The sequence below is a fragment of the Lancefieldella parvula DNF00906 genome (genome assembly GCF_000758945.1).
In the GTDB taxonomy this organism is placed as follows: Bacteria; Actinomycetota; Coriobacteriia; order Coriobacteriales; family Atopobiaceae; genus Lancefieldella; species Lancefieldella parvula_C.
This window is the reverse complement of sequence record NZ_JRND01000020.1, coordinates 1-14,127: the sequence shown is the minus strand read 5'-3', so window position 1 is coordinate 14,127 and position 14,127 is coordinate 1. Positions and strand designations below refer to the sequence as shown.

The following is a 14,127-nucleotide window of genomic DNA, read 5'->3' as shown; positions in this document are numbered from 1 at the left end:
GCGGCCCCAGTTTGTATATTAATTTCAGTCTGAAAGGACTCATACATGGCACTGAGCAAGAATGCAAAGGTTGCTTTTATTGGAACAGGCATTATGGGTGCTCCTATTGCAGAGCACCTTATTTCTGCTGGTTATGACGTTACTGTTTACAACAGAACACCAGAGAAAGCACAAAAACTTGTCTCGCTGGGCGCTCACGCTGCAGAGAGTGTGGCAGATGCTGCAAAAGACGCTGATGTTATCTTTACCATGGTTGGTTATCCAACTGACGTTGAAGATGTTTACTTGGCAACAGACGGTCTTATCCGCGTTGCTAAGAAGGGCGCTTACCTTATTGATCTGACTACTTCTTCATCTCAACTTGCACGCGACATCCATGATGCCGCTGAGATTGAGGGAAAGCATGCATTTGACTGTCCTGTTACCGGTGGCCAGAAGGGCGCTCAGGACGGTACGCTTACCCTGATTATTGGTGCAACCGAGAATGACGTAGAGCCAGTACGCGCACTTCTCGAGACCTTCTCGTCAAAGATTTTCTGCATGGGTGGTGCAGGTAAGGGCCAGACCGCAAAGCTCTGTAACCAGGTTTCTCTTGCTTCCTGCATGATTGGCTACGCAGATGCAATGGCTCTGGCAGAGCAGGGCGGACTTGACGTTGAGCAGATGCTTGAGGTTGTTGCCAGCGGCATGGGCTCTTCTCGCGCACTTAAAGAGCTTGCTCCTAAGTCGCTTGAGGGAGACTTCCAACCAGGATTTTTGGCTGAGCACTTCCGCAAGGATATTGCGCTTGCTCTTGCTCAGTCTGAGGACCTTGAGATTACCCTTCCTGGTGCAGAGACCGCTTTTACCCTGTATGACATGCTCTGCCAGATTGGTGGCGCTCGTAAGGGTACTCAGGCAATCTCACTGCTTTATGCTGATGAGGCTACGAGCACTGCAGCTGGTCTTGACTGGTCGCTTCTTGAGAGCCAGGAAGATGAGGGTGAGCACGAGTGCTGCTGTGGTCATGACCATGAAGATGGTGAGCACGAGTGCGAGTGCCATGGTCACGGACATCATCATGAGCATGAAGGTCACGAGCACGGTCATGACGGCCACTGCTGCCACTAAGTGCTAGCCGCAAAGGAACCCAGGTTATGAGTGATATTTCTACTCCTCAGAGCTCTATTGCGGTTTTCATCGATTATGAAAATTTGGCACTAGGAACAGGTAAAAGAAAGAAAAACGGCCACCAAGAACCAGGTCATCTTCCAGAGATGAAGCTCATTATGGAGAGGCTGGTTGATAAGGGTCGTATTACTGCTAAGCGCGCATATTGCGATTGGCAGCGCTTTCCAAATGCAATTACGCCCCTGCATGAGCTTGGTATTGAGCTCATTGAGATTCCCGATAGGGCTTATACCGGCAAGAACTCCGCTGACATTAGACTTGCGGTAGACGCTGTTGAGATGTGTCTTACTAAAGATCACATTGACACCTTTGCTGTGCTTTCTGGTGACTCGGACTTCTCGCCACTTGTGGCAAAGCTTAAAGAGGCTGGTAAAACAGTTATTGGTGTTGGCATGAAGGAATCTACCAGCTCGCTTCTTGCTGAGGTTTGTGACGAGTTTATCTTCTACGAGGATATTTTGAGTTCTGGCAGAATTCCAGACTTTAAAGAGAAGGTACCTGTCGAGAAACACGACTGCTATCAGCTCTTATTTGAGACCATTGAGTCTTTGGAACGCGAAAGCGAAACGTTTATTTATGCATCGCGCTTAAAGGAGACCATGCGAAGGAAGCGTCCACAGTTTGCTGAGGCTACTTATGGATATCGTTCGTTTACTTCTCTTTTACGTGAGGCATCAAGCCTTGGATTTATTAAAATTCATGAGGATCAAAAAAGCGGCACCGTTGTCGTAGACGGATTTAGAGAATAAAGGGTGTTTTAGAGAGGATTTAGGTTTCATGGCAGAGAAGAAAGAAACTGCTCAGAAGCCAAAAAAGGCTTCAACTAAGGCAACCGCAAAAGCGGGCTCTACAAAGGCGCCAAAACAAGAAAAGCAACCTGCAAAGAAGGCTGCTAAAAAGCCAACTATGGCACAGATGAAAAAGGTGAATTCACTGGTCATCGCTTTGTCTGATGCTAGTAGGCGCGCTCGTCAAGATGCGTCTCATGAGCTTGCAGAGCTTGCTCATGTTGCTCCTCTTGCCTTTGAAGAGCACATCGATTCTCTTATTGATGCACTGTATAGACCAGAGGCTCAGACTCGTTGGGAAGTGCTTGATGCGCTTGCCAATCTGAGTGCTCACTTTGGTGACCAGGTCTTTAAGGCATTTGATGCTGCTGAGGCTTCTCTGTTTGACGATGACTCAGCAACGGTGCGTCTAGCAGCATTTTTGTTCCTCTGTCAGTACGGTGCAACTTCTGCAAAGCATTCTGATGAGGCATGGCCACTTCTGGATGAGGCAGTTCAGTGCTATCACGGAGATGCTGAGTACCATGACATGCTCCAGGGTCTTCTCGCCTTAGCACATGGAACTATTTCCAAGGACGTGAAGAAGGCATTGTCGCAGCGTATGAAGTTTGATGCGGAAAATGCCACGGGATACATTAAGCAGTATTCGGAAGAGATTGTTGCAGCTACCAAGTAATGTGATTTGCTTGTAAACGACTGTGTACAAACGGGGGAGTTTACTGGTTGTATGTTTTATGCATGCTAATAAGAGTAAACTACAGGTTTGTATTATGTACGCATAGTTGCATTAAGCGATGAAAGGCAAGGATATGCCATCTATTGATGTAAAAAAGAACTCAAAGATCTTTATCGGAGTAGGCGCAGTTGTACTGTTTGCTCTTGGTATTGTCATCGGTCGCTTCCTTCTGGGCGGCGGCGGAGCTACTGGTTCTTTGAACGGTCGCACCACACTTTCTGAGGGTGAGCTCAACACTCCTATTGCTTCTTATACCTATAACGGTCAGACCAAAGAAGTAACTGCTCGTGAGGTTATTGAGAACACTTCCGGTCTTGACGCAGCAAAGCAGTCTGACGGCACCTATGCTGTCCCAGCAGCCGATAAGATTATTGGCTATGTTCGCAATGCTCTTGTTGTTGCTGAGGCTCAGAGCAAGGGTATTACCGTCACTGATGACGAGGTCAACAATTACATGCAGACCAACTTCAAGACTACTGATGTTAGCCAGGTTGCTTCTGCATACAAGCTCTCTGAAGACGTTGCAAAGAAGCTCATCCATGATGCTGTCATTATGAAGAAGTATCGTGATAGCGTTCTGACTACAACGCTTCCAGATGCTCCACAGGCACCAACTGCACCTGAGGACGGTAACTCTGAGACTACAAGCCAGGAGTACGCTCAGTACATCATTGGTCTTGCTGGTGATGAGTGGGACGCTAAGAACAACACTTGGGCTTCCCAGGATGGCGATTACTACAAGCAGCTCTCTGCTTATTCAATCTCCAACGATTCCGCTTCTTACGCAGCTGCTCAGACCGCTTATCAGGTTGCAATGAGCAAGTACTCTGCTGTTGCAAGCAAGGCATCTCAGGAGTGGTCACAGAAGATCAACGAGATTCTTGGTAAGGCATCTATTGCTGTTTACTCTCTTGCTCTCTAGGATCTGAAAAGCAATGAAAGTTGCTATTAGCGCTTGTTTACTTGGCCTCCCCGTCAGATATGACGGAGGGGCCAAGCCTGTTTCTGCAGTACAAAGGCTTGCAGAAAAAGTAAACGTCACAAAGATCTGCCCCGAGACTTCCTCAGGTCTCCCTGTGCCTCGTCCGCCCGCGGAGCAGCGAGAAGGACGTGTTTGGCTCAAGGATGGCTCAGATGTAACGGAAGATTTTGAACGTGGATCTAAGATTGCTCTTAGTGCCGTTACGTCTTCTGACATAACGCTCGCCGTTTTGAAGGCAAAGAGCCCGTCTTGTGGCGTGCATGAGATTTATGATGGTACGTACTCAGGAAAGCTTGTTTCTGGCGAGGGAACACTTACTCGTCACCTCTTAGAGGAGGGGATTTGCGTGGTTACCGAGAAAACCATTGAGAATGTAAGCCCATCTGTTGAGCATCCTGTTGCTCTTATTTTGGGAACCGGACTTGGTCATCTTGCCGATTTGGTAAAGCCAGTTCGTCGTATTGATTATCGTGACATTCCAGGTTTCCCTGTTGACGCTTCTCCTATGGCAGGTCACAGCTTTGAAGCAACCATTGGTACTATCGATGGCGTGCCCGTAGTTGTCTATCCTGGCCGCGTTCACCTCTATCAGGGCTATTCTGCCGCTGAGGTAACCTCCCTTGTTCAGCATGCGCATCATTTGGGCTGCAAAGATATTATCTTTGCGGGAGCAACAGGTGCTGTTTCTGGTAATGCAAAGACTGGTCTTGGTGTTATTACTGACCAGATTAACCTCACTGGAACCAATCCGCTTGCAGAGTGGGCAGGCCTTCGCGATGTCGAGACCCCATTTGTAGATATGAATGATGCCTTCTCGCCTTATCTAAGAACGCTTGCACGTGGCGTAGCAGATGACCTTAAAATTGAGCTCAATGAGGGTGTTTTTGCTGGTCTTTTGGGACCAAACTTTGAGACTCCTGCAGAGGTTGCTATGCTTCGCAGCTTTGGCGTCTCATACGTTGGCGTTTCCACAGCTCTTGAAGTCATTATGGCTCGCGCTCTTGAAATGAATGTGTTGGCTCTGACGCTTGCAGCAAACCCAGCTGGAGCTCACGGAACTACGCATAAGAGCGTTCAAGAGGCATCTGAGAAGTATGCAAATGATCTTGAGCGCCTTGTTCGTGGTGTTCTCGGGCTTCTTTAGTATTTCTGCTTGAATAATACAGGGCTTCCCCGTATAGTTGTTAGCGCGCTTTTGCACGCCAGCATAGCTCAGTTGGTAGAGCACCGCTCTCGTAAAGCGGGGGTCATCAGTTCGATCCTGGTTGCTGGCACCATCAACTACTAATAGCCGCCTTGTGCGGCTATTTTTATGCCACAAGCGGCCGCTTATCGCTTCTGCTAAACAGCTTTCTTGATTCGAGAGTAAACTATCGCCATACGATAGTTTGCATAAAATTTAGATTAATCTGTTGTTGAGTGGAGGAGAAATGACACTTCTTGAACCGCCTTACTTTTTCAACAATCGCGATTGGTATACAACCCCAGAAGATGAAGGTATCGACGATTTCTTTTTTGATGATGGTCGCGGATATCACATTAAAGATGATGCTCCAGAAGAAGCAAAACAGAGTTATATAGATTTCTATGCAGAAGATCCGGACTTTCCAGGGATTCATTTCCATTAGAGAGTCACAACCGAATCCATGTGAAACAACTTCACTGTGGTGGGTATAGACAAAGTAGTAGTAATTACTAACAAAGGAGTTTTTATGGCTACTCAGAATCTTGAGCTTTTCTATAAGCCAACCTGCCCATACTGCCACAAGGTTATGTCCTTCATGGAGCAGAACAACATTGAGCTTCCTATGCATGATATCGTTGCAGATGACGCGGCTCGCGAGCGCCTTATTGAGGTTGGCGGTAAGCGCCAGGTCCCATGTCTGTTCATTGACGGTAAGGCAATGTATGAGTCCGGCGACATCATTAACTACCTCTCTGAGGTCTTCCACGTTTCTGGTTCAAACGATGACTCAGACGATGGCTCCGCTGCAGCTGCTTGCACCATCGGTGGTGCTTGCTCCTTCTAAGATTGTTGTCGAGAAACCCGTCAAGCAGTAGGTTTTCTCGCCTTATGTACAAAAATCCCTCTGTTCCAGGATATGGAGCAGAGGGATTTTGCGTTAGAAAACGGGGTAGTTTATGGCTCTCCAGCCTTGATTGCGTTTGTTAGCTCTTTAGGCGTGCTACAGCGTATTCGCTAATGAGCAGCAAGAAGAGGATGAGGATAGAGGAGAAGCTACCAATAACTGCGCCGTTAAGACCAGTAAAGCTGACCATCATCCAGATAATAGGGATGGATACAACAAATGAAATGAGGTAGGCGCGCGTAACTGCCTTTTGAGCTCGCATGATGGTGATGAGCTGGTACAAAAAGTCAATCGCAGCGCAAAGGCCACCGGTGGCTACCATAATGCGTGCAAGTCCGCGATACTGCTCAAAATCAACGCCATACAAGAAGCTGTTAAGAGGAATGCCAATAAACTCGACAAATGCTGCAGTACCTGCGGTGACTACCGCAATGGCTCCAAACAGGGCAAGTACCATTACGCCAAAGCGCTTCCTGCTAGAAGGATTGTGGATAGAGGTTTCTAGCAGGCTGGCAAGCTTAAAAAGCTGCGGCCTGTAGATGAGCGTAGAGATCATCAAAATAGTGTGAGCTGGGAAATAGAGTGCGTTGAAGTACAACTGATTGCTGTAAGAGAGCGCGCCTTCCATGGCAAACTTTGGCAGCGAGTCAATAAGGTTGTAGAGGAAAAGCGCCAAAAAGAGAGGCCAACATTGCACAAAGATGTCTTTGATGTTTGCAAGCTTAAAGCGCACGCTTTTATCGGTCTCAAGAATGGCTAGGGGAGCAGAAACAAATACCAAGGTAACAAGAGCGCAAATACCCATGCTCCAACTTGCCCACACAAGATTTCTGGTAACAAATAACACAAGCGTGAAGAGAATAAAACTTGAGCTACACCTAAGCGCCTGACTGAGTCCTGCTAGATAGAGCTTGTCCTTTTGTTGCAAGCGACCTTCATAGACATCGGCCATACCGTCAACAGCCCTAAAGAGCAAAGCTCCGGTGCAGATAGAAAACATGGGCTCGGTGTAGCCTTTGAAGAAACACCAAATAAGGCCAGCTGTCACCATGACAATAACAGTGGCTGCACGCTGAATCTGGTAATCAGAAAAACTGCGCTGTTCGGTTAGGTCAGAAACTTGATAGGTACGGACGCCGTATTGGGCAATAAATAACAAAAGTGTTGCCACAACAAATGCCATGGAGAAAAGACCTGCCTGCTCAATGCCAACAAGTTGGGAGCAGACAACAGTTAAAAGCGGAAAAAGTGCACCCCAGGCACCTTGTCCAAGAGCATTAAAAATATAGTCTTGTGACGTTTGATGTGCTAGGTATTGCTCGTTTTGATTGGGAATATCGCCAGAGACTACCGAAGACAGAAGCCTGGTCCACCATGTAACCACAATGCCAGGTTGACTCCCGTTTGTACCAGAGTCATCAAGCTCATAGCGAGGTGTGCGTAGACGCGCTACCTGCTTATGTACGGAAGAATTGTTGTACGCAGTACGACTTTTCTTGAATGGATTGAGCATGTAAAACCTAAAATCTTCTTTAGTGTGGTCAGAAACTTTGATATATCAATTTTTATTTGTTGTATCGATTGTAGTCCACGATGTACATTAGGTAACAGATTGACAAACAATCGTGCGAAGATTGTTACAAAAGGGTATGGTAGATAGTACGTATTCTGAGTCATGTGACGAAAGGATGAGCATGGCAGGCAATCCTCAAGATTCAAATCTAGAGTCCAGCAATGCTTCTGTTGACGAGAAACCCATCGATGGTGCAACAACTCCTGAAGTAGCTCAGTCGCTTCTTGAGCGACGTGGAAATGAGATTGCTGCTGCTCGCACCCTTATTCAGGCGCTTAAAGCACCAGCTCCTTTGCGTGATAACCTTACCTTCTTTTTACGCCTGGTAAGAAAAGTACTTGCTGAGTACAATCCAGATCTTCTTACGAGCTTTGACACGTTGCTGGTAGAAGCGATTAAGGCTGGACCAGATGATTTGTCTACAACACGCGCACCTTTGCTGCTTGAGGCAATCAATGCGGTGCTCAAAGTAGATTCAGAGAAGGAATCGCTTAATGCTTTCCTTCGCTTTGCTTCTACCATTGATAACTTGAGCATGGAAGACTCCGTACTTCTCATGCGTGCGTTTGTTACTTTCTTCCACCTGGCAAATCTTTGTGAAGAGAATTATCGCGTTACCAGCCTGCGTTCTCGTGAGGCTTCTGTTGACCCATCTTCTGCAGAAGACCCTATCAACGAGATAACTGTTGCATATAAGCAGCTCATTGACGAATGCGGTGAAGAAGAGGCAAAAGCACGCCTTAATCGCCTTGAGTTCCACCCTGTTTTTACTGCGCATCCTACTGAGGCCCGCCGTAAAAATGTTGAACGCCGAATCCGCACCATCTCAGAGCTTCTTGATGAGCGCCAGAGACTTGGCGGTCCTGCTCGTATGGAAAACGAGCGTCGCATGCTGCAAGAGATTGACGGCCTATTCCGCACCTCTCCTATTGGTCATAAAAAGCCAACTCCTTTGGAGGAGGCAGACACCGTCCTCAACATTTTTGATACCACCCTTTTTGAGATGGTTCCTTCGGTGTACCGTCGCTTTGATAACTGGGTGCTGGGAGAAAATGCTGGTTGTGTGCCACCTGTCTGTCCGCCATTCTTCCGTCCAGGTAGTTGGATTGGCTCCGATCGCGATGGTAATCCCAACGTTACCGCCCTGGTTTCTCGCCAAGTTGCCGAGAAGTACCGTGTACACGTACTGCAGGCATTGGCTCGAGCAACCAAGGAGGTTAGCCGCGGTCTGACGCTTGATGGTATTTCAACTCCAGCTTCTCCTGCCCTTGCTAATCTTTGGGCACAGCAGGTAGAGATGAGCCAGGCTTTGACCTCTAGGGCTATTGATAAGGCTGGATCTGAGCTGCATCGTGCGGCTATGCGTGTCATTTCTGGCCGACTCAGTGCCACCATTGAGCGCAATGCTGACCTGATGTATCAAAACGCTGAAGAGTTTATTGCTGATTTGCGTGTTATTCAGGATTCACTAGCTCAAGCAGGGGCTTTCCGTATTGCCTACGGTCCTGTTCAGAAGCTTATCTGGCAGGCTCAAACTTTTGGCTTCCACTTGGTAGAGATGGAGTTCCGTCAGCACTCTTTGGTGCACAAGCGTGCGCTTGCAGATATTGAAACACACCCATCAACTGCCGAGAAACCCGCCAAACTTGATGCTATGACTCAAGAAGTGCTGGATACCTTCCGCTCCATTGGTTCAATTCAAAAGAAGAACGGTATCAACGCTGCTCGTCGCTATATTATTTCGTTTACGCAGTCTGCTCAGGATGTTGAGAATGTCTATAAGCTTGCACGTCTTGCGTTTGCAAATGAAGAGGATGTTCCTGTACTAGACGTTATTCCACTCTTTGAGCAAATTGAAGACCTTGAGAACGCCGTTGCCACACTTGACCAGGTAATTCAGCTTCCTGAGGTGCAGGCGCGTCTTGCTCAGACAGACCGCAAGCTTGAGGTTATGTTGGGCTATTCTGATTCCTCGAAGGATGAGGGACCAACTACGGCAACACTGGTACTTCATAAGACTCAGGCTGCTTTGGCAGAGTGGGCAGAGAAGAACTCCATTGACCTCATCTTGATGCATGGTCGTGGTGGCGCAGTTGGTCGCGGTGGTGGTCCTGCAAACCGTGCTGTTTTGTCTCAGCCTAAGGGATCAGTAAACGGTCGCTTTAAACTTACTGAGCAGGGAGAAGTTATCTTTGCTCGTTATGGTGACCCAACGCTTGCTCGCCGTCACGTAGAGTCCGTTGCTGGAGCAACACTGCTTCAGATGGCACCTTCTATTGAACAGAAGAATACCCAGACAGACGTGAAGTTTGCTTCGCTCGCTTCTGAGCTTGATAAAGCGTCCAAGCAGCGTTTTTTGGAGCTCATTCACTCCGATGGCTTTGCTGAGTGGTTCTCGGTTGTTACCCCTCTGACAGAGATTGGTCTTCTCCCCATTGGTTCAAGACCTGCAAAACGTGGCCTGGGCGCCAAGTCTCTTGATGACTTGCGTGCTATCCCCTGGATTTTCTCGTGGTCACAGGCTCGTATCAACCTGGCTGCTTGGTACGGACTGGGTAGTGCCTGCGAGGCAGTAGGGGATATTGAGCGTCTCCGTGAGGCATATAGAGAGTGGCCGCTGTTCACTACGTTTATCGACAACATTGAGATGTCAATCTCCAAAATTGATGCTCGTATTGCAAGGCTTTATCTGGCTCTGGGTGATCGTTCTGAACTTTCAGAGATGGTTCTCTCCGAGATGTCGCTAACGCGCAAGTGGGTGCTGGATATTACGGGAAATAAGTGGCCGTTGGAGAACCGTCGTGTGCTTGGTCCTGTTATCCGCCTGCGTCTGCCATTTGTTAATATTCTCTCGGTTACGCAGGTGCATGCCCTGTCTGAGCTTCGTATAAGGGATGACATGCTTACTCCAGAGGAACGTGCAAACATTACGTATTTGATTTTGTGCACCGTGTCTGGTGTTGCCGCAGGTCTGCAGAATACGGGCTGATGTTACACCGCTTGCCGTAAGCTTGAGCAAACAAATGTTTATGTTTACGTAAAACTAGGATTACCTGAAATAAAGTTGCAATATTTACAAGGCGAGAAACCACTGGTAGACAGAGTTTCTCGCCTTATTTTTATTTTAATTATTAAATGAAAGTTGAATTACCTTAACTTTTAGTTGATACTAATGAAGTAAAAGTTCGAAAGAGCAAACTTAGTTTGCCTACGTTATTTTGGGGGATGCATGGATACAGAAAAGACCTCACAGGGTCCTGCGAATTCTGGTCCAGTTCTTCCTCTTGCCATGCTTGGTGAGGGAGAGACTGCGCTGATCGTAACGGTTAAGGGTGCTTCTGATCTTCGCCAGCACCTCTCAACACTTGGTTTTGTTGAGGGCGCCGAGGTAAAGGTTATTTCACGTGTCAACGGTGACGTTATTGTCAGCGTTAAGGGTGCACGACTTGGACTGAACCGTCAGATGTCGTCGCACATCATGGTTTCTCCGCTCTAAACACTTTGTTGTATTGCGCTGCTGGTAAAACCCGCGGCTTTTAATACGTGTTTCGATGAAAGGAAGGTTATGGCAACTCTGAGAGACGTTAAGGTGGGGGAGAGTTGCACGGTTGCTGCGCTAAAGGGTGTAGGCGCCGTGAAACGTCGCATCATGGACATGGGTCTTACTAAGGGCACTGAGGTTCATGTCAAAAAAGTAGCTCCACTGGGAGATCCAATTGAGCTCACAGTTCGTGGCTACGAGCTTTCTATCCGCAAGGATGAAGCTGCAAGTATTGAAGTAGTAGACGTTCACAAGGTAGAGGAAGCCTAATGGCACAAAAGACTATTATTGGTCTTGCAGGTAACCCAAACTGCGGTAAGACCACCCTATTCAATGAGCTTACGGGCTCAAACGGCTACGTCGGCAACTGGCCAGGCGTTACCGTTGAGAAGAAGCAGGCAAATTGGCGTGCCGATAAGGACGTCACCTTTGTCGACCTTCCTGGTATTTACTCTCTGTCTCCATATTCACCAGAGGAGCAGGTATCTCGTGACTACCTCATTAATGAGCGTCCAGACGCCATTATTGACCTTCTCGATGTTACCAACCTGGAGCGAAATCTCTATCTGACAACTCAGATTCTTGAGGCTGGCCGCCCTGTTGTTCTTGGTCTTAACATGGTTGACCTGCTCAAGGAGTCCGGTGACGTCATTGATACCAAGGAGCTTTCCAAGCAGCTGGGTGTTGAGGTTGTTGAGGTTTCTGCACTTCGTAACAAGAACATTGACACTCTGGTAAAGACTGCAATTAAGGCTGGCCAGGAGGGAACTCCTGCTGAGGGCGTTAAGTGCTTCTCCCCAGAGGTAGAAGAGGCTCTTGGCAAGATTGCTGCTGCAATCGAGGGTCTTGCTCCTGCAACTCTGTCTCGTTGGTACTCCATTAAGGTCTTTGAGCGCGATGCAAATGCAATTGCTCCTCTTAACCTTTCTGCCGAGAAGACCGCTGAGCTTGAGAAGATTATTGCTGCAGTTGAGCAGTCTCGTGACGACGACGCTGAGTCCATCATTACGTCTGACCGTTATGAGTGGATTGCTGGCGTAATGGCAGCTTGTGTCAAAAAGGCACCTAAGAAGCTGTCTACTTCCGAGAAGATTGACCGTGTTGTCACTAACCGTATTCTCGGTCTTCCTATTTTTGTTATTGTTATGTCCCTGGTGTACTTTATCTCTATTTCTACTGTTGGCATCAATGCTACTAACTGGGTCAATGATAATCTGTTTGACAAAGGTTTTCACGTATTAGGCATCGGAGATGCAGAGTATAGTCAGGCAAAAGATGATTTTGATTCGCATCACTATGGCGACCAGATTGACGCATATCTCAATGCAGCAGACGAGGCCGGTATTGATACCACTGAGGTTCGTGCTGCAATCGCGGCTAAACAGTGGGATTCTGACGCTATTACTAATTTTGAGAACGAAGCTTCTAAAAAGAGCGTCGTTGCTCTGAGCGCACCAGTTCATGATGAGGATGGCAACTTCGTTGATACTGACGACAATCCTCTTCAGCTTGACGCAAACGGCAACCCAATTCTTGCTGAAGGTCAAGAACTTCAGACTCTGGGTGGCGTAACTGCTGCGGGCTTCAAGACCGCTGTTGAAGGCGCTGCTACTGAGCCAGAGGCATCTGAGTACGGCATGTATGTCCCTGGTATTCCTACGCTTGCTCGCGGCGCTCTTGAGGGTGCTGGCGCAAGCCCCGTCATCACCAGTCTTGTAGTTGACGGTATTATCGGCGGCGTAGGTGCTGTTCTTGGCTTTATTCCACAGATGTTTGTCTTGTTTGTTATGTTGTGTTTCTTGGAAGACTGCGGATATATGAGCCGCGTTGCTTTTGTTATGGACCGTGTCTTCCGTCGTTTTGGTCTATCAGGTAAGTCTTTTATTCCACTTCTTATCTCCTCTGGTTGTGGTGTTCCTGGCGTTCTTTCTACTCGTACTATTGAAAATGAGAAAGATCGTCGCATGACGATTATGCTTACCACTATGATTCCATGTTCGGCAAAACAGCCTATTATTGCCTTGATTATGGGTGTTCTTATTGGAGGAACTACTGCTTGGTGGATTGCCCCAGCCTTTTATTTCTTGGGTGTAGCTATGATTGTTATTTCTGCAATCATGCTAAAGAAGACTAAGGCTTTTGAGGGAGAGCCAGCACCATTTGTCATGGAACTTCCTGATTATCACATGCCTTCTCTTAAGTCTTGGGCAATGCATGTTTGGGAGCGTATTTCTGCGTATATTATTAAAGCTGGTACCATTATTTTTGCTGCAGCAATTGGAATTTGGGTTTTATCCAATTTTGGCTGGGCTAACTGGGACGGCGCAAATGGAGTATTCGGCTATCTCCCAGGTATTCAGGGTGCTCCTGATAATGTTATGGACTTTTCTTTGCTTGCTGCTATTGGCGGTTCTATTGGATTTATCTTCTCTCCACTTGGATTTGGAAATTGGCAGGCAACTGTAGCTTCTATTTCTGCTTTGATTGCAAAAGAGAATCTTGTTTCTACCTTTGGCGTTCTTTATGGCCTTGGCGATGCAAGTGAGAAGTCTGTCACTATGTGGTCTGGCTTTGCTGGTATGTTTACTGATGCTGGTGGTATCCTCCACGTTGGTGCAATGTGCGCATTTGTTGCATTCAATATGCTTGACGCACCTTGCTTCGCTGCAGTAGGTTCTATTCGTCGACAAATGAACGACTCTAAGTGGTTCTGGTTTGCTATTGGCTATCAGTGCGTATTTGCATGGATTGTTGGCCTGATGATCAATCAGTTCTGGGAGTTCTTTGTCCTTGGTTCCTTTGGTGTGTGGACTGTTATTGCCTTCATCTTCTTGGCAGCAATTCTCTTCCAGCTCTTCCGTCCTGCTCCAAAGTGGGATAAGAAGGACGACAAGATCCTTACCAACCTTACCGAGGTTGCAAAGGCATAAGCTACTACTAGCTGAGTACGCTGACCTAATCCCCCGCACCAATTCGGTGCGGGGGATTTTGTTTATGTTTATCTTGGACTTTCTTGATATAAGATAAAAATCCATAGACATGTAAACTTAGTCTAACTTTTTGTAGAGTTTACGAAATTAGATAAAAAAACTGAAAAAATTCTTGTAAGTTTCCCTCGGTTAACTTACTATGTTTTTAAGCGATTTACTTGCTTGCTTTATTCAGGTTCCCGTAGCTCGGAGAAAGACCCTCTCCCTTTCTTGCGAGCGTAGAACACGAGCCGCTGACTCTGGGTGTCAGCGGCTCG

Annotated in this window: 12 protein-coding genes and 1 tRNA gene; 12 read left to right on the top strand and 1 reads right to left on the bottom strand. The window is 47.3% G+C overall.

The annotated features are described in order from the left end of the window. The first annotated feature begins 45 nt into the window (after nt 1-45). From HMPREF1647_RS04140 to HMPREF1647_RS04105, 8 genes are all read left to right on the top strand, one after another. Nucleotides 46-1,110, top strand: coding sequence for an NAD(P)-dependent oxidoreductase (locus tag HMPREF1647_RS04140; RefSeq protein WP_035432330.1), 1,065 nt, complete (start codon nt 46-48; stop codon nt 1,108-1,110). A gap of 26 nt (nt 1,111-1,136) precedes the next feature. After that, nucleotides 1,137-1,919: an NYN domain-containing protein gene (locus HMPREF1647_RS04135; RefSeq protein ID WP_035432328.1), complete on the top strand. Its 783-nt coding sequence runs from the start codon at nt 1,137-1,139 to the stop codon at nt 1,917-1,919. A 28-nt stretch (nt 1,920-1,947) separates the two neighbouring features. Beyond that, entirely contained in the window at nt 1,948-2,634 is a 687-nt protein-coding gene (locus tag HMPREF1647_RS04130) for a HEAT repeat domain-containing protein (RefSeq protein ID WP_052039131.1), read from the top strand. 133 nt (nt 2,635-2,767) lie between these two features. Next, entirely contained in the window at nt 2,768-3,616 is an 849-nt protein-coding gene (locus HMPREF1647_RS04125; protein WP_035427820.1) for a SurA N-terminal domain-containing protein, read from the top strand. Nucleotides 3,617-3,629: 13 nt separating this feature from the next. Continuing rightward, the gene (locus HMPREF1647_RS04120) at nt 3,630-4,820 is read left to right on the top strand and encodes a purine-nucleoside phosphorylase (RefSeq protein WP_035432326.1); all 1,191 of its coding nucleotides are present in this window, start codon (nt 3,630-3,632) and stop codon (nt 4,818-4,820) included. Between the two features lie 57 nt (nt 4,821-4,877). Continuing rightward, nucleotides 4,878-4,953, top strand: a tRNA-Thr gene (locus HMPREF1647_RS04115). A 153-nt stretch (nt 4,954-5,106) separates the two neighbouring features. Then, complete coding sequence (locus HMPREF1647_RS04110; RefSeq protein ID WP_035432324.1) at nt 5,107-5,304, top strand: hypothetical protein; 198 nt, start codon at nt 5,107-5,109, stop codon at nt 5,302-5,304. 84 nt (nt 5,305-5,388) lie between these two features. Continuing rightward, on the top strand, nt 5,389-5,706 hold the full coding sequence (locus HMPREF1647_RS04105; protein ID WP_035432322.1) for a glutaredoxin family protein: 318 nt from the start codon (nt 5,389-5,391) through the stop codon (nt 5,704-5,706). 139 nt (nt 5,707-5,845) lie between these two features. Here the strand turns inward: HMPREF1647_RS04105 and HMPREF1647_RS04100 are convergent, their stop codons facing one another. Then, nucleotides 5,846-7,279: a lipopolysaccharide biosynthesis protein gene (locus HMPREF1647_RS04100; RefSeq protein WP_262363805.1), complete on the bottom strand. Its 1,434-nt coding sequence runs from the start codon at nt 7,277-7,279 to the stop codon at nt 5,846-5,848. Nucleotides 7,280-7,460: 181 nt separating this feature from the next. Between HMPREF1647_RS04100 and HMPREF1647_RS04095 the strand changes: the two genes are divergently transcribed. The 4 genes from HMPREF1647_RS04095 (at nt 7,461) to feoB (ending at nt 13,810) form a co-directional block, all read left to right on the top strand. Next, nucleotides 7,461-10,328 carry a phosphoenolpyruvate carboxylase gene (locus HMPREF1647_RS04095; protein ID WP_035432319.1) on the top strand — a complete coding sequence of 956 codons (2,868 nt, stop codon included), beginning with the start codon at nt 7,461-7,463 and terminating at the stop codon, nt 10,326-10,328. 240 nt (nt 10,329-10,568) lie between these two features. Beyond that, nucleotides 10,569-10,835, top strand: a complete 267-nt coding sequence (locus HMPREF1647_RS04090; protein ID WP_051479314.1) for a FeoA family protein — start codon at nt 10,569-10,571, stop codon at nt 10,833-10,835. A gap of 69 nt (nt 10,836-10,904) precedes the next feature. After that, on the top strand, nt 10,905-11,150 hold the full coding sequence (locus tag HMPREF1647_RS04085; protein WP_035432316.1) for a FeoA family protein: 246 nt from the start codon (nt 10,905-10,907) through the stop codon (nt 11,148-11,150). Continuing rightward, on the top strand, nt 11,150-13,810 hold the full coding sequence (gene feoB, locus HMPREF1647_RS04080) for a ferrous iron transporter B (RefSeq protein WP_035432314.1): 2,661 nt from the start codon (nt 11,150-11,152) through the stop codon (nt 13,808-13,810). Before HMPREF1647_RS04085 ends, feoB begins: the two co-directional genes overlap by 1 nt. Nucleotides 13,811-14,127: the final 317 nt, after the last annotated feature.